This window comes from Polaromonas sp. CG_9.7, from assembly GCF_015752205.1.
Classification (GTDB): Bacteria; Pseudomonadota; Gammaproteobacteria; order Burkholderiales; family Burkholderiaceae_C; genus Polaromonas.
The window spans coordinates 1-15,770 of sequence record NZ_JADOVG010000006.1 but is presented as its reverse complement, the minus strand read 5'-3'; the positions used below and the strand labels follow the sequence as shown (position 1 = coordinate 15,770).

Annotated in this window: 13 protein-coding genes; 7 read left to right on the top strand and 6 right to left on the bottom strand. The window is 63.9% G+C overall.

Annotation, left to right across the window (positions count from 1 at the left end; all coding sequences use genetic code 11):
- Positions 1 to 115: 115 nt before the first annotated feature.
- Positions 116 to 1,972: a glutamine--fructose-6-phosphate transaminase (isomerizing) gene (gene glmS, locus IWX87_RS07665; protein WP_196862944.1), complete on the bottom strand. Its 1,857-nt coding sequence runs from the start codon at positions 1,970 to 1,972 to the stop codon at positions 116 to 118.
- A 136-nt stretch (positions 1,973 to 2,108) separates the two neighbouring features.
- On the opposite strand from glmS, the gene IWX87_RS07660 reads away from it, so the two are divergent.
- Positions 2,109 to 2,594 (top strand): Lrp/AsnC family transcriptional regulator, encoded by a 486-nt coding sequence (locus IWX87_RS07660; RefSeq protein ID WP_196862943.1) that lies wholly within the window; start codon positions 2,109 to 2,111, stop codon positions 2,592 to 2,594.
- A gap of 829 nt (positions 2,595 to 3,423) precedes the next feature.
- Here the strand turns inward: IWX87_RS07660 and glmU are convergent.
- Complete coding sequence (glmU, locus tag IWX87_RS07655; protein ID WP_196862942.1) at positions 3,424 to 4,842, bottom strand: bifunctional UDP-N-acetylglucosamine diphosphorylase/glucosamine-1-phosphate N-acetyltransferase GlmU; 1,419 nt, start codon at positions 4,840 to 4,842, stop codon at positions 3,424 to 3,426.
- Here glmU and IWX87_RS07650 point away from each other — a divergent pair.
- On the top strand, positions 4,841 to 5,770 hold the full coding sequence (locus IWX87_RS07650) for a DUF6279 family lipoprotein (protein ID WP_231374671.1): 930 nt from the start codon (positions 4,841 to 4,843) through the stop codon (positions 5,768 to 5,770). The genes glmU and IWX87_RS07650 overlap by 2 nt on opposite strands.
- A gap of 35 nt (positions 5,771 to 5,805) precedes the next feature.
- On the opposite strand, the gene IWX87_RS07645 is transcribed toward IWX87_RS07650, so the two are convergent.
- Positions 5,806 to 6,564 (bottom strand): Crp/Fnr family transcriptional regulator, encoded by a 759-nt coding sequence (locus IWX87_RS07645; RefSeq protein WP_196862941.1) that lies wholly within the window; start codon positions 6,562 to 6,564, stop codon positions 5,806 to 5,808.
- A 93-nt stretch (positions 6,565 to 6,657) separates the two neighbouring features.
- Here IWX87_RS07645 and IWX87_RS07640 point away from each other — a divergent pair, with 93 nt between their 5' ends.
- Positions 6,658 to 7,059, top strand: a complete 402-nt coding sequence (locus IWX87_RS07640) for a BLUF domain-containing protein (RefSeq protein ID WP_348535217.1) — start codon at positions 6,658 to 6,660, stop codon at positions 7,057 to 7,059.
- A 185-nt stretch (positions 7,060 to 7,244) separates the two neighbouring features.
- Here IWX87_RS07640 and IWX87_RS07635 read toward each other — a convergent pair whose 3' ends face one another.
- Positions 7,245 to 7,883: a 5-formyltetrahydrofolate cyclo-ligase gene (locus IWX87_RS07635; RefSeq protein ID WP_196862939.1), complete on the bottom strand. Its 639-nt coding sequence runs from the start codon at positions 7,881 to 7,883 to the stop codon at positions 7,245 to 7,247.
- A 9-nt stretch (positions 7,884 to 7,892) separates the two neighbouring features.
- On the opposite strand from IWX87_RS07635, the gene IWX87_RS07630 reads away from it, so the two are divergent.
- From IWX87_RS07630 to otsA, 4 genes are all read left to right on the top strand, one after another.
- Positions 7,893 to 9,974 (top strand): lytic transglycosylase domain-containing protein, encoded by a 2,082-nt coding sequence (locus IWX87_RS07630; protein WP_196862938.1) that lies wholly within the window; start codon positions 7,893 to 7,895, stop codon positions 9,972 to 9,974.
- Between the two features lie 123 nt (positions 9,975 to 10,097).
- Positions 10,098 to 10,877 (top strand): trehalose-phosphatase, encoded by a 780-nt coding sequence (otsB, locus tag IWX87_RS07625; protein WP_196862937.1) that lies wholly within the window; start codon positions 10,098 to 10,100, stop codon positions 10,875 to 10,877.
- Positions 10,874 to 12,694, top strand: a complete 1,821-nt coding sequence (locus IWX87_RS07620; protein WP_196862936.1) for a glycoside hydrolase family 15 protein — start codon at positions 10,874 to 10,876, stop codon at positions 12,692 to 12,694. Before otsB ends, IWX87_RS07620 begins: the two co-directional genes overlap by 4 nt.
- A 157-nt stretch (positions 12,695 to 12,851) precedes the next feature.
- Entirely contained in the window at positions 12,852 to 14,237 is a 1,386-nt protein-coding gene (otsA, locus tag IWX87_RS07615) for an alpha,alpha-trehalose-phosphate synthase (UDP-forming) (protein WP_196862935.1), read from the top strand.
- A 30-nt stretch (positions 14,238 to 14,267) separates the two neighbouring features.
- Here otsA and IWX87_RS07610 read toward each other — a convergent pair whose 3' ends face one another.
- Complete coding sequence (locus IWX87_RS07610) at positions 14,268 to 15,227, bottom strand: ROK family protein (protein ID WP_196863108.1); 960 nt, start codon at positions 15,225 to 15,227, stop codon at positions 14,268 to 14,270.
- Positions 15,228 to 15,283: 56 nt separating this feature from the next.
- On the bottom strand, positions 15,284 to 15,478 hold the full coding sequence (locus tag IWX87_RS07605) for a DUF2905 domain-containing protein (RefSeq protein ID WP_196862934.1): 195 nt from the start codon (positions 15,476 to 15,478) through the stop codon (positions 15,284 to 15,286).
- Between the last annotated feature and the right edge of the window lie 292 nt (positions 15,479 to 15,770).

Sequence of the window (15,770 nt, the reverse complement as noted above, 5' to 3'; positions counted from 1 at the left end):
GAAGAGGCTGCGCGCACTCAGTGCGAAAGGCTTTGTTCATCAAAATGCGCAATGCTTCATTGTTAACGTGCAGGAATGCCGCACTACCAGTGAACATTCCTCACCAACCCGAGCTTTACTCCACCGTGACGCTCTTGGCCAGGTTGCGTGGCTTGTCGACATCGGTGCCGCGCGCGCAGGCGGTGTGATACGCCAGCAACTGCAGCGGCACGACGTGCAGCAGCGGGCTGAGCGCGCCGTAATGCTCGGGCATGCGGATGACGTTCACGCCTTCGCTGCTGTCGATACGGCTGTCGGCGTCGGCCAGCACATACAGCACGCCGCCCCGGGCGCGCACTTCCTGCATGTTGCTTTTGAGCTTTTCCAGCAGCGCGTCGTTCGGCGCGACGGTGACGATGGGCATGGCGTTGGTGACCAGCGCCAGCGGGCCGTGCTTGAGTTCACCGGCCGGGTAGGCCTCGGCATGGATGTAGCTGATTTCCTTCAGCTTGAGCGCGCCTTCGAGCGCAATCGGGTAGTGCATGCCGCGCCCCAGAAACAGCGCGTTTTCCTTTTTCGCAAAGTCCTCGGACCAGCTGATGATCTGCGGCTCCAGCGCCAGCACGGCCTGCAGCGCGGCAGGCAGGTGGCGCAGGGCCTTGAGGTGGCCCGCCTCCTGGTCTTCGCTCAGCCGCCCCTTGGACTGGGCCAGCGCCAGCGTCAGCAGGAACAACCCGGCCAGCTGCGCGGTGAACGCCTTGGTCGAGGCCACGCCGATCTCGACGCCGGCTCGGGTGATGTAGGCGAGCTTGCATTCGCGCACCATGGCCGAGGTGGCCACGTTGCAGATGGTCAGCGTCTGCGTCATGCCCAGGCTTTGCGCATGGCGCAACGCAGCCAGCGTGTCGGCGGTTTCGCCGCTCTGGGTGATGGTGACGACCAGCGTGCGCGGATTCGGCACCGAGGTGCGGTAGCGGTATTCGCTGGCGACCTCGACCTGCGTCGGGATGCCGGCGATGGACTCTAGCCAGTACTTGGCGGTGCAGCCGCTGTAGTAGCTGGTGCCGCAGGCCAGGATCAGCACCGAATCGATGTCCCTGAAGGTGCGATACGCCTCGTCGCCGAACAGCTCGGGCACGATGCCATTGATGCCTTCGAGCGTGTCTGCAATGGCGCGCGGCTGCTCGAAGATTTCCTTTTGCATGTAGTGGCGGTAGGGGCCGAGTTCTGCCGCACCGCTGTGCGCATGCACCGTCTTGACTTCGCGCAGGGCGCGCTGGTGGTGGCGGTCAAAAATCCAGTACTTGCCAAGTTGCAGATCGACCAGGTCGCCTTCTTCCAGGTAGACGATCTGGTCGGTGACGCCGGCCAGCGCCATCGCGTCGCTGGCAAGGAAGGTGTCGCCGTGGGTGTCGCCCGACCCCACGCCCAGGATCAGCGGCGAGCCGGCGCGCGCGCCGACGACGCGGTGCGGCTCGTCCTTGCAGAAAGCGGCAATGGCATAAGCGCCGTGCAGTTGCGCCACGGTGGCCTTCAGCGCCTCGAACAGGTCGCCGTCGTACAGGCTGTCCATCAGGTGGACGATGACTTCGGTGTCGGTCTGGCTTTCGAACACATAGCCCCGGGCCTGCAGGGCAGCGCGCAGTTCGTCGTGGTTTTCAATGATGCCGTTGTGCACCAGCGCGATCTTGCCCGGCCGCGCCGCACTGCCCGCACCGGTGCCATGGCTGAAATGCGGGTGCGCATTGTGCACGGCAGGCACGCCGTGGGTGGCCCAGCGCGTGTGGGCAATGCCCGTGCCGCCTTCGATGTGTTCGCTGCTGACCTGCGCCTGCAACTCGGACACGCGTGCGGTGCTGCGCGCGCGCTTCAGGCCATTGGCGTACACCGCCACGCCGCAGGAGTCATAGCCCCGGTATTCCAGCCGCTGCAGGCCCTGCACAAGGATGGGAACAATGTTTCGGCTGGAAACCGCTGCAACGATGCCGCACATGAAAAGCACTCCTGAAAAAATGATGGGCTGATGCTACGGATTAACGAGCTTTCAATGTGATCGAAATATCATCATTTTTGAAATTAAATTTCAAAAATGATCAGCTTTGAAATTAAATTTCTTTAATAATATCTTTATGGAAGAAATATCGTTGGACCCGACCGACATCAAGCTGCTGGAATCTCTACAAGCAGATGCCAGCTTGAGCAACCAGGCACTGGCCGAACGCGTGCATGTGTCGCCGCCGACCTGCCTGCGGCGTGTCAAGCGGCTGCGTGATGCAGGGCTGATCGAATGTGAGATTGCCGTGCTGAACGCCGACCGGCTGGCGGCCGCGCTGGGCCACGGGCTGACCGCGCTGGTCGAGATTTCGCTGGACCGCCAGGGTGCCGAGGGGCTGGAGGCGTTCGAGGCGCGGGCCGTGATGGACGACGCAGTGCAGCAGTGCTACCGGGTGTCGCCGGGGCCGGACTTCATGCTGGTGGTGCATGTGGCTGACATGCCGGCTTATCTGGCGCTGGCGCAGCGGCTGTTTACCAGCGATGCGAATGTGCGCAATGTGAAGGCTTTCTTTAGCCTGAAGCGAGCCAAATTTAGGCCTAAAGTGCTGTTTGCGCAATGACTGCTTGCGTATTCAGCTATTGAATTCATAGCTCTGTTTTGTTTGTTTGGGCTGGTGAGTTGTTTGCTCGCTAGCTGGCGCTGCTTGATTGGGCTGGCCGGGGGTAGCCCGGCGGCTACTCACTTTCTTTATTTCGCCAAAGAAAGCAAGCAAAGAAAGGCGACCCCTGCTGTCCGCGACCCCTTCGCTTCGCTACGGGGCACCCTGCGGTGTTCAGTCCAGCCGGGGTCTCGTGCAAACTCGCCTTCGGCTCAAACAAGCACAAGCCCTGATCCGTCTGGCCTTGCGCTCCTCAGCGCAGACAGAAGGGGCCGGGGAATGGAATATACAGGCCAATACAAACAGCCGAACAGCCGAACAGCCGAACAGCCGAACAGCCGAACAGCCGAACAGCCGAACAGCAAAAGCCAAACAGACCTCGCACCCAATAAATAAAAAATACTACAAATTTAATAGCTGCTTATGCATACCCAATATGCGCAAAAGGCATTTTTGACTCCGAATTCTCCCCCCTCCCCACCCCGTTCTGGCTGGGCCTGTGATGAGTGGCAAAAGCGGGATCAGGGCCGCGCGCTGTTTGAGCGAAACGAAGTGAAGCGAGTTTGCGCGGACCCCCGCTTTTGTCGCTCATCACAGGTTGCCCGAAGCGCAGCGAAGGGACCCGGACAGCCGGGTCGCCTTTTCTTTGGTGACTTTCTTTTGGCGAAGCAAAAGAAAGTTACTTGCCGCCGGGCAACCCCCGGCCAGCAAAACCAAGCAGAGAAAACAAAGCCACGAACGCAAGAGCAGCCAGCGCAAGACAGCATTGCGCCAACAGCCAATAAACCCCTCAGCCCTTGGATTTCTTCAAAGGCCGCGACCAGTTCGCAAGGTTCACCTGCTTGCCCCGCGCCACACTCAAACTGCCAGCAGGCACATCCTTGGTGATCGTCGAGCCCCCGCCCACCGTACTTCCCGCGCCAATCGTCACCGGCGCCACCAGCACGCAGTTGCTGCCGATGTGCACATCGGCCTCCATCACCGTGCGGTGCTTGTTGGCGCCGTCGTAGTTGGCGGTGATGCTGCCCGCGCCATAGTTCACGCGCTCGCCGACCGTGGCATCGCCCAGGTAAGCCAGGTGATTGGCCTTGGCGCCCCGCGCCATCGTGGAGTTCTTGACCTCGACAAAATTGCCGATATGCACCTCGGCGCCCAGCCTGGCCCCGGGCCGCAAGCGCGCAAACGGGCCGACCAGCGCGCCCTCGCCCACCTGCACGCCCAGCGCTTCGCCGTCGATGTGGGTGAACGGATGGATCACCGCGCCGGAGGCAATCGCCGCGTTCGCAATCACGCAGTTGGCGCCAATGCGCACGCCCTGCCCCAGACTGACCTGGCCGTCAAACACGCAGTTCACGTCGATCTCGACATCCGCGCCGCAGGTCAAGATGCCGCGCACGTCCAGCCGCGCCGGATCGGCCAGGCGAACGCCCTGATCCATCAGGCCGACCGCCAGGCGCCGCTGGTACACGCGCTCCAGCTCGGCCAGCTGCACCGGGCTGTTGACGCCTGCAACCTGCGCGGCATCAATAATCTGGTGCGCCACCACGGCCACGCCGTCGGCCACGGCGAACTTCACGATGTCGGTCAGGTAGTACTCGCCCTGCGCATTCTGGTTGTCCAGACGCTCCAGCCAGCGGCGCAGCAGGCGCGTCGGCACGGCCATGATGCCGCTGTAGATTTCATGGATGGCGCGCTCGGCTTCGCTGGCGTCCTTGTGCTCGACGATGGCGCGCACCTGGCTTGATGCCTGGGTGCCGGCGCGAACGATGCGGCCATAGCCGGTCGGGTTGTCCATGCTGAGCGTCAGCAACGCCAGCCGCTGACCGCCGCATTGCGCCAAAAGGGCCTCCAAGGTTGCGGCCTGCGTCAGTGGCACATCGCCCGACAGCACCATCGTGATACCGTCGTCGTCCAGAAAGGGCATGGCCTGCTGCACCGCGTGACCGGTGCCGAGTTGCGGCTCCTGGCGCGCGAACTTCAAGCCCAAAGCGGCTGAAGCGCCCGTCCTGCCTTCGCAGGCTGCTTCAACTTGCATGGCACCGTGGCCGGTGATGACGACCGCCTGGCGGGCCGATAACTGCGCGGCGCAGTCCATGACATGCGCCAGCAAAGCGCGTCCGCCCAATCGGTGCAACACTTTGGGCAATGCGCTTTTCATCCGCGTGCCTTTGCCAGCGGCCATGATGACAACGTCAAGAGGGTTCGACATGAGATTTCCTGTGAATTTTGGACTGCTAAAAAAAACCAAGGCGCGGCCCGGCCGGCGCTTTTGCTCCCGGATTATCGGGGTGCTCGGCGTGCTGGCTGTGGCTGGCGTGCTGCAGGCCTGCAGCGTCATGAAGCTGGCCTACAACCAGGCGCCCGACCTGGCTTACTGGTACCTTGACGATTACCTGGACTTCACGGGCGAACAAAGCCTGCGGGTCAAGGCCGGTTTGAGCCAGCTCCAGACCTGGCACCGGCAGACGCAGCTGCCGGTCTACATCACGGCGCTGCAGCAGTTGCAGCAGCAGCTCCCGTCAGACACCACCGCCGCAGCCGCCTGCACGGTGGCCGCCGACGTGCGCAAAAATCTTGGCGCGATGACGCAGCGGGCCGAATCGCTGGCCGCCGGAGTGGTCGTCATGCTCCAGCCGGACCAGCTCAAGCACATGGCGCAAAAGTTTGCAAAAACCAATGCCGAGGCTGAAGACGAACTGGAAGACGACCGCGTTAAAACCCGGCAAGGCAAGCGCTACCAAAAACTGCTCAGCCGCGCCGAGAGCCTGTATGGGACGCTTGACGAGCCGCAGCGCGCGGTCATTGCGCGACGTTTGGAAAAGTCCCGTTTTGACCTGCGCGTGCTGTTTGCCGAAAGGCAGCGTCGTCAACGCGACGCGCTGCAAACGCTGCAGCCCATGGCGGGCGGCCAGTCTTCAGCCGCGCAGGCGCAGGCGGCTTTGCGCGGACTGGTCGAACGCACCCTGAACCCGCTGGAGCCCGTCTACCGGCGCTATCTCGACGAACTGAGCCAGGAAAACTGCCAAAGCTTTGCCGAACTGCACAACAGCACGACGCCGGCGCAGCGCAGCAAGGCTGTGGAAACCCTCAAGGGCTACGAGCAGGACTTCAGGATTCTGAACGAAAGCAAATCCTGATACAGGCAACTGGCGGGGCGTTGCGCCGTGCCGCGCTACAGAAGCGGCACCTTGCGCGGCGGCGTGTCGTAGTAATCGGCCAGCCGCTCCAGCGCCTTGGAATTGAGCAGCCAAAGCCGCCCGCCGTGTATGTCGTGCAGCCCGAGCAACTTCAGCCGCCGCAGCGTCTTGTTGGTGTGCACCAGCGACAGCCCCAGGGTGTCGGCGATGTGTTGCTGGTTGACCGGAAATTCAACCGATCCTTCGTGCGCCAGCCCGAGCCGCTCCAGCCGGCGGTACAAATGCATCAGCAGCATGGCGACACGCTCGGCGGCATTGCGCTGGCCGGTGGTCAGCAGGTTGTCATCGACCATGCCTTCCTCGCGAGCGGCCAGCCAGGTGGTGTCGTATCCCAGGCGGGGGAAACTGCGGAACAGATCCAGCAGGCCTTCACGCGGAAACGCACACAGGCTGACATCGGTCACGGCCTCGATGCCGTGCATGGCGCCGTCGCCGAACTCCTGCTGCAGGCCGATCAGGTCGCCCGGCAGCAGGAAATTGAGGATCTGCCGGCGCCCGTCGCTCAAGGTCTTGTAGCGAAACGCCCAGCCTTCGTACAGCGTGTACAGCCGCCCGTTGGGCTTTTGCTCATGGATCAGGGTACTGCCGGCCTGCCGGGTCAGGGCGTTGCTGCGAAACGATTCGATGAACGCCAGTTCTTCACCCGACACCGCCGTGAAGGCACCGGTCTTTCGAAGCCGGCAAGCTGCGCATGGCGGCGGACAGGAGACGGGAACGGGTTGAAGAGTACGCATGCATGCCCTTGGCAAAAATGAACTGAAACACTGTGTCTTTTGACATTGTTCTGATCTGCACAGCCTTGTACATTCTGCCGTACCGCCATGCACATGCCATCTTCCGATCTCCACGAAATCATTTACGTCAGCACCCTTGCCGATGACACGCCGGTCCGCGCGGTCGCCGACATTGCCATGCAGGCGCGCAGCAACAACCACCAGTCGGACATCACCGGTCTGCTGGTGTTCGACGGCCTGCATTTTTGCCAGCAACTCGAAGGCGGTGCCCAGAAAGTGGCCGCCGTCATGGCGCGCATCCAGGGCGATCCGCGTCACCGCAATGTCGAGGTTTTGCACCAGGGGCCGCTGGACCAGCGGCGCTTCAGGCGCTTCAGCCTGGGCTATACGTCAGTGGAAGATATTGAACTGCTGGAGCGGCTGCAGCGGCTGAAGGGCCAGGCGGCGATTGATGGTTTCGTGGCCTTGCTGTCTGGGCTGGACCTGGACGGGTAAACGGATGGATTCGTTGCGAAACGCCATGCCGCCAAGCCCAGGACGCGGCGCAGGCATGCGAAACGATTTGCGCTGCGCAGCCTATATTGGCTGCCGATAAATATCAATGAAATCAGCGCTTACCTCATATAGATATTGCCTAGGCAGCTATATATTCAATAGCATCCAGATAAAAGGCCATGCTTTCACAGCGGCCAGGCCACGCCCTGGTCGTTAAGCAGTACATCGAGCGCAATGTCGTGCGGCTCGGGCAGCAGGTCGGGCAGCCAGCCGTGGCTGAAACCCAGCCCCACCGTGACCGGGCGCGGCGACAGCGTGGCCAGGGTGCGGTCGTAGAAACCGCCGCCATAGCCCAGCCGGTAGCCGCCTGGCCCGTAGCCGACGCAGGGCACAAACAGCAGCGTGGGAACGATCACCTCGGTGTCCTTGGGCTTGGGAATGCCGTAGGCGTCTTCCTCCATTGGGCAGCCGGGGTACCAGGCGTGAAAGGTCAGCGTCTTGTGCAGCTTGTTGACCACCGGCAGCCCAATCTTGCGCGGCGACCTGCCCGCTATGCTTTCGGTAGCTAACTGCGCTTGCGCCGCCTGCGCAGAAGCCGTATTTTCCTTGAATTCGGGGGCCAGCACGGCGTCTTCCTGCCAGCGGTACAGCGCCGGCAGCGGGTCGAACTCGCCCTTGATCGGCCAGTAGGCACCAATCACCTCGTGCTTTGATCCGACCAGCCAGATGCGCATCACCCGCTGGAGCAGGTCAGCCCGGGCCAGCCGGTCGGGCATGTCGAGGCGCGACTGCACCAGTGCTTTGCGTGTACTTAATTTGTCCATAATCCTCCAATGCTATACAAAATTTTATGCAGCGCGGCAGTTTCAGCCGTGCTGGCCGTTCCAGCCCTGGCGCAAACCTCTTCCAGCACCTTCACGCCGGGTGCCAATGCCGAGGGTGACAGCCTGATTGCGGAGATGAGCAAAGCCTATCGAAGCAACAACAAGGGCCGGTTGACGCAACTGCTGCCGCAGGCCCGGGGTCTTGCGCTGGAGCCTTGGGCTGCCTACTGGGAACTCAAGGCGCGGCTGGACGAAGCCAGTCCGCAGGAAGTGCAGGAGTTTTTGCGGCGCTACGCCGGCAGCTACCAGGAAGACCGGCTGCGCAACGACTGGCTGCTGCTGCTGGGCCAGCGCCGCGACTGGGACGCGTTTTCTGCCGAATACCCGAATTTCCGCATGAACGACGACCGTGAAGTGCGTTGCTATGCGTTGCTCGTCGAGCACCTGAAAAACCCGTCGCTCGATGTGCGCCTGTCAGATGAAGTGCGCAAGAACTGGTACGCCCAGCGCGATGCGGACGACGGCTGCACCGCTGCGGCCGAACGGCTGATGGGCAGCAAAAACCTTACCTCGCTCGATGTCTGGCAAAAAGCCCGCCTGGCCCTCGAAAGCAACCGCCCCAAGGCCGCCCGGGATGCGGTGCAAATCGTGGCGCCCGAAGCGCTGGCCATGGTGGCCGAGCTGAACAACAGCCCGATCAAGTTTTTGTCCGGCAAATACCTGGCGCTGCGCACGGTACGCAAGGAAATCATCACCCTGGCGCTGGTCAAGCTGGCCGCCAGCGATTCGGAAGGCGCCGCTTTTCAGCTTGACGGGAAATGGTCGCTGCAGCTCACCGCCGAGGAACGCAACTGGGTCTGGGGCCTGATCGGCAAGCAGACGGCCAGCCGCATGGGCACGGTGCCGGCGGGCGATGCGCTGGCGTATTACGCCCGGGTCACCAAGGACACCGACCTGACCGACGACATGCTGGCCTGGAAAGCCCGCGCCGCGCTGCGCGCCGGCACCTTGCCCAGCTGGCAACTGGTGCTGCAGGCCATCAATGCCATGAGCGAAGAAGGCCGCGCGGACCCGACCTGGACCTACTGGAAGGCGCGCGCGCTGCTGACCACGTCAACGCCAGACATTGCCACCGCCGTCATCACGCCGCAAGGCCCGGCAACCACCATGGTCATCGCGCCGCAGCGTGCCGAGGCGCTGGCGCTGCTGCGCTCCATTGCCTCGGTGCGCGGCTTTTATGAGCAGCTCGCGCTCGAAGAACTGGGCCTGAAGATTTCCGTGCCGCCACGGCCGGCCGCCCTGACCGCCGAAGAAAAAAATGCAGCACTGGGCAACCCGAGCCTGATGCGGGGGGCCTACGCCATCCAGACCGGGCTGCGGTCAGAAGGTGTGCGCGAATGGAACTACGCCACCAACCTGCACCGCAATGGCGGCATGACCGAGCGCGACCTGCTGGCCGCTGCCCAGCTGGCCTGCGACCGCCAGATCTGGGACCGCTGCATCAACACCAGCGAGCGCACCACCAGCGTGGCCGACTTCGAGCAGCGTTTTCCGATGCCGTTTCGCGATGCCGTTGTCAGCCGCAGCCGGGGCATCGCCCTGGACCCGTCCTATGTCTATGGCCTGATTCGCCAGGAAAGCCGCTTCATCATGAACGCCCGCTCGGGCGTGGGCGCTTCCGGGCTGATGCAGGTCATGCCCGCCACGGCGCGCTGGACCGCCCGCAAAATCGGCCTGGACAGCTTCACGCCCGACCAGATCAACGACCGCGACACCAACATCACCATCGGCACCGCCTACCTCAAGCTGGCACTGGACGACCTGAACGGCTCGATGCCGATGGCCGCCGCCGCCTACAACGCCGGGCCGGGCCGGCCGCGCACCTGGCGCAACGGCCCGGTGCTCGACGCTGCCATCTGGGCCGAAAACATTCCGTTTTCCGAAACCCGCGACTATGTCAAAAAAGTCCTGTCCAACACCACCAGCTATGCGGCCATCCTGACCGGCCAGCCGCAGTCTCTGAAAAGCCGCCTGGGCAAGGTCGGACCGCGCGATGCAGCCACGCCCGAGCCCTACAAAGACTTGCCCTGAAGCGCGGCCCGGCCGTCGAAGCGGACCGGCGTCGGCCTTTGTCATCGTTGGGGAAAATCAATAAACCTGCGGACTGCACATTCACCTACAGCCAGGCAACCGGCTATCTGCTATGGTTTTGAAATGTCCCTGCCTGCTGAAAACCTTCCCCGCATCACGCCCGAAACGGCGCTTTTCCTTGACTTTGACGGCACGCTGGTGGCGCTGGCGGCGCAGCCCGAACTGGTGCAAATTCCCCAGGGCCTGACAGGAACGCTGGCCGAACTGCACCGCCGGTTGAGTGGTGCGCTGGCGCTGGTTTCGGGCCGGCGCCTGCTGGACCTGGACGGTTTTCTGGCGCCGCTGATGCTGCCGGCGGCCGGCGAACATGGCGCGCAGCGCCGCACCGCCGACGGCCTGATGGTCAGCGCGCCCCCGGCGGACCTGGGGCAACTGCTGCAGGCGGCGCAAGGCCTGGTTGACCGCCATCCGGCGCTGAAGCTGGAACGCAAGAACCTGGCCCTGAGCCTGCACTACCGGCAGGCCCCCGAACTCGAAAGCCTGTGCCTGCAGGTGATGCGCGAAGCGCTGGGCCGCAGCCAGGGCGTCGAGATGATGCAGGGCAAATGCGTGATCGACCTGAAACCCGAGGGCTTCAGCAAGGGCACGGCGATCAATTTTTTCATGGCCGAAGCGCCGTTCGCCGGCCGCGTTCCGGTGTTTGCCGGTGACGACGTGACCGACGAGGCGGGTTTCGAGGCGGTGCAGCGCATGGGCGGCCACGCCATCAAGGTCGGCCCGGGGCCGACGCTGGCACGGCACCGCTGCGACGGCGTATTGCAATTGGCCGCGTGGCTGCAATCGGCCGTGGCGTCCCTGTCCGGCCCGGGTGTGCCCGCCCGCCCTGCGGGGTTTGCAGCATGAGCGCCCCGGTCTCAACCCTGCAGTTTTCGCCCCCTGCGCCGCCATCGCTGTCGCTGGGCGTCATCGGCAACTGCGCCTTCAGCGCACTGGTCGATGTGCGCGGGCGCATTGTCTGGTGCTGCCTGCCGCGCTTTGACGGCGACCCGGTGTTCAACGCGCTGCTGGACGAGAGCGACCAGGCCAGCGCCTTCGCCATCGAAATCGAGAATTTTTCCCACTCCCAACAGTTCTACGACCCGAACACGGCCGTGCTGCGCACGCAGCTGTTCGACACCAGCGGCCAGGCGGTCGAGATCACCGACTTCGCGCCGCGCTTTTACAGCCGCTCGCGTTTTTTCAAGCCGATGATGCTGGTGCGCCGGGTGCGCCCGATTCACGGCGCGCCGCGCATCCGCGTGCTGCTTGACGTGCTGTTCGACTGGGGCCGTTCGCGTCCGGTGGTCACCCAGGGCAGCAACCACCTGCGCTTTGTCGGCGATGCGCTGACGCTGCGGCTGAACACCGATGCGCCGCTGTCGCACCTGCTGTCCAAGCAGCCTTTTGTGCTGACCCGCGAGCACAATTTTTTGCTCGGCTCTGACGAGTCATTGTCTGGCGGCATCGCCGACACGGCACGCCTGTTCGAGCAGGAAACACTGGCCTACTGGCGCAAGTGGAGCCAGCGGCTGCACATTCCGGTGGAATGGCAGGAAGCGGTGATCCGCGCGGCCATCACGCTCAAGCTGTCGCTGTTCGAGGACACCGGCGCGATCGTCGCGGCCATGACCACCAGCATTCCCGAGGCGCCGAACAGCGGCCGCAACTGGGACTACCGTTTTTGCTGGCTGCGCGATGCCTTCTTTGTGGTGCGGGCGCTCAACAGCCTGTCCGAAGTCGGCACCATGGAGGACTACCTGCGCTGGCTTGGCAATGTCGTGGTCCAAGCCGACGGCGGGCATATCCAGCCCCTGTTCGGCATCGGCCTGGAAATGGAGCTGCCTGAAGCGGTGTATGGCCATCTGGGCGGCTACCGGGGCATGGGACCGGTGCGCGTGGGCAACCAGGCGCAGGAGCATTTCCAGCACGACGTGTACGGCAACGTGGTGCTGGGCGCGGCCCAGGCGTTCCACGACCACCGGCTGCTGCACCGCGCGGGCGCGGCCGAATTCACCCGCCTTGAAGCGGTCGGCGAGCAGGCCATTCGCTGCTATGACCAACCCGACGCCGGCATGTGGGAGCTGCGCACCCGCGCCCGGGTGCACACCTCTTCGGCGCTGATGTGCTGGGCCGCTTGCGACCGGCTGGGCAAGATCGCCGTCACGCTGAAGCAACCCGAGCGCGCGCTGTACTGGAGCGGCCATGCACAGGTGATGCGCGAGCGCATCCTGCGCGAGTCCTGGAGCGAGGAGCGCCAGGCCTTTGCCGAAAGCTTTGGCGGACGCGACCTGGACGCCAGCGTGCTGTTGATGATCGAGGTCGGCTTCATCGAACCAAAAGACCCGCGCTTCGTGGCGACCGTGGACGCGCTGGAAAAGTATTTGTGCGACGGCCCCTACATGCGCCGCTACGAGGCGCCCGACGACTTCGGCAAGCCCGAGACGGCGTTCAACATCTGCACCTTCTGGCGCATCGACGCGCTGGCGCGAATCGGCCGCAAGGACCAGGCGCGGGAGATTTTCGAAACCATGCTCGCCGCCCGTAACCATGTCGGCCTGCTGTCCGAAGACACGCACCCGGTGACCGGCGAGATGTGGGGAAACTTTCCGCAAACCTATTCCATGGTCGGCATCATCAACGCCGCGATGCGCTTGTCGGCGCCCTGGGACAGTCAGGTATGACCCCCACGCTCCGCCGCTTCGCGGGTCGCTGCCCTCCGAGGAGACCGTCCCGCCTGCGGCCTGGCAAAGCCAGTTCCGCGGCCGGTGCTGGCACTGGTTTGCACCTCGTGCTGCGTCGCGCCTCGTTTCTTTAATTTCCACCCCTGGCAGAAAATCTATGGCTCGATTGGTTGTTGTTTCCAACCGCATTGCCGACCCGCGCAAGTCGGCGGCGGCTGGTGGCCTGGCGGTGGCGCTGGGCGATGCGCTGTCGACCAATGGCGGGCTGTGGTTTGGCTGGAGCGGCACGGTGGTCGAAAACGGCACGCCGGGCGAAGGCGAGGTGCACACCCACCACTCGGGCAATGTCACCCTGACCACAGTGGACCTGTGCAAGGAAGACCACGACAGCTACTATCTCGGCTACAGCAATGGCGTGCTCTGGCCGGTGTTTCATTACCGGCTCGACCTGGCCGATTTCGATGCCGGCTACATCGGCGGCTACCGGCGCGTGAACAAGCTGCTGGCGCGCAAGCTGATGCCGCTGCTCCTGCCCGACGACATCATCTGGGTACACGACTACCACCTGATCCCGATGGCGGCCGAGTTGCGCGCCATGGGTTGCAAGAACCGGATCGGGTTTTTCCTGCACATTCCACTGCCGCCGCCGCTGATCCTGGCTGCCGTGCCGCAACACGAATGGCTGATCCGCTCGCTGTTCGCCTATGACGTGGTGGGCTTTCAGTCCCAGGCCGACATCGAGCATTTCGCCAGCTATGTCGGCAGGGAAGTCGGCGCCGAAACATTCGACGCGCACCAGTTCCGCGCCTTTGGCCGCAAGGTGCATGCGCAAGCCTTTCCGATTGGCATCGACGTGGACGAATTCGACGCGCTGACGCATGCCAAGGAAGGCCGCGACATGTACCAGCGCATGAAAAAGGAGTTCTCGCGCCGGCGCATTCTGCTGGGCGTCGAGCGGCTCGACTATTCCAAGGGCCTGCCGCAGCGCGTGAAGGCGTTTCGCGAACTGCTGAAAAATTACCCGGAAAACATCCGCAGTGCGACCCTGATTCAAATTGCCTCGCCCAGCCGCGAGGCGCTGGACACCTACGCCGGCCTGCGCCAGGAGCTGGAGAGCCTGTGCGGCGCCGTCAATGGCGACTACGGCGAATTGGACTGGATGCCGGTGCGCTATATCCACCGCAACGTTGCCCGCAAGCGCCTGCCGGGGCTGTACCGCGTGGCCGACGTGGCACTGGTCACGCCGCTGCGCGACGGCATGAACCTGGTGGCCAAGGAATTCATCGTCGCGCAGGACCCGGCCGACCCCGGCGTGCTGGTGCTGTCTCGCTTTGCCGGCGCGGCCGAGCAGCTCAAGGAAGCCATCCTGGTGAACCCGTACGACGTGCACGGCACGGCCGAAAGCATCCAGCTGGCGCTGCAGATGCCGCTGATCGAGCGCCAGCGGCGACACCAGCAATTGCTGGAGCGCGTGCGCAGCCAGGACGTGCACTGGTGGCGCAAGGCTTTCTTGGAAACGCTGGCGGCCTGCGAGCCCGACTGAGCCACCTGCCGTTGGTCGGGCCAGCCTGCGTCAGGCGACCAACGCGAGCGCCGCAAAGTCGCCGACCTGCTCGCCCAGGCCGGCCGGCACCAGCGTGCAGCCGTCGGTCAGCGCGGGCAGCCGGCCCTTGAGTTGCGCCTGCAGGCGCGGCAGCAGATAGTCGCGGTGGTGCCAGAAGACACTGCCGCCCAGGCTGACGCGCTGCAGGTCCAAGGTGACGACCAGGTTGTAGAGCATCCGGCCCATCACCTGGCATATCGCATCAATAATGGCGATGGCGCCCGTCTCGCCTGCCTTGGCAGCTATCAAAACACTGGCAGCATCAGGATAGGCAGGAAAACGCCGGGGCAGCGCGTTGCCGGCCACCAGCGCCTCGACATCGCCGATGTTGCCGCAGCCGCACAGCGCGTCCAGGTTGTCGCTGACAAACATGTGGCCCGCATGCCCGGCATTGCCGTTCTTGCCGCGCAGCACCCGGCCATCGACGCACAGGCCAACGCCGACGCCGGTGCTCCAGGTCACGTAAGCGCAGTGGTCCAGGCCCTGCAACGCGCCCCAGCGGCGCTCGGCCTGCAGCGCGGCAATGCCGTCGTTCTCTACCTGCACCCGGGCAAACGCCTCGCGCAGCGGCGCTTCGAGCACAGCCGTGGTCCAGTCGTTGGGCAGACCGCGCTCTGCGCCGGCCATGCCGCCACAGATATTCGGCGACGCCAGTTCCACCAGCCCCTGGTTCAGCACAAACGGGCCGCAGGAGGCCACGCCGACGGCGGCGATGTCACGCGCGTCGATATGCGCGGCCTGGCAGCTGGCGCCAATCATGCGCAGCACTTGCCGGGCCAGCGCATCGGGCGCGCCCTGTTTGGCGGTCGGCTCGACCAGACGGCCGAGAGCCCCACGCGCGTTGACCACGTTGACCGCCACCTTGGTGCCGCCAATGTCAACGCAGGCCACGGGCGCCGCCCCGTCATCCAGGCGAAGTTCGGACAGCATGGGCAAGAAAGGTGAAGAAGCGTTCATGGCAGGCACGTCCTTGTTGATGGGTCAGGTCAGATCAGCTTGCTGACCAGGCTGGCGGCAAAGCTCAGCAAAATGGTGGTGGTCACCGGCACAAACCCTTCACGGCCAAACAGGCGAAACCGCAAATCGCCCGGCAGCTTGCCAAAGCCCGGTTTTTGCAGCAGCGGACTGAACCAGCTAATGAGCATCAGGGCCAGGAAAATGACGATGAACCAGCGGATCATGGACTGGAGTTTAGACGGCGACGGGCAGTGCCGCCGTGCACGACCCATCGAAGGATGGGACTGCGGTTGCTTGCCGTTACTAAGCTGCAGTTTACTTACCTCATGCCGCCCTCTCTACAGGTTAACCCGTATTAAACAATGCCGCAGGCCACGCTTTCGCGGCCCCGGGCCATGCGGCTTGAGCCCCCCCTCTAAGCCCATTTCGTTATACACAAGTCCCCTGAGCCTGAAGCTCGCGTGAGAACCTGATGCCGGCGGCAAAGTCCAGGATGCGCTGCATGCCCAGCCAGAT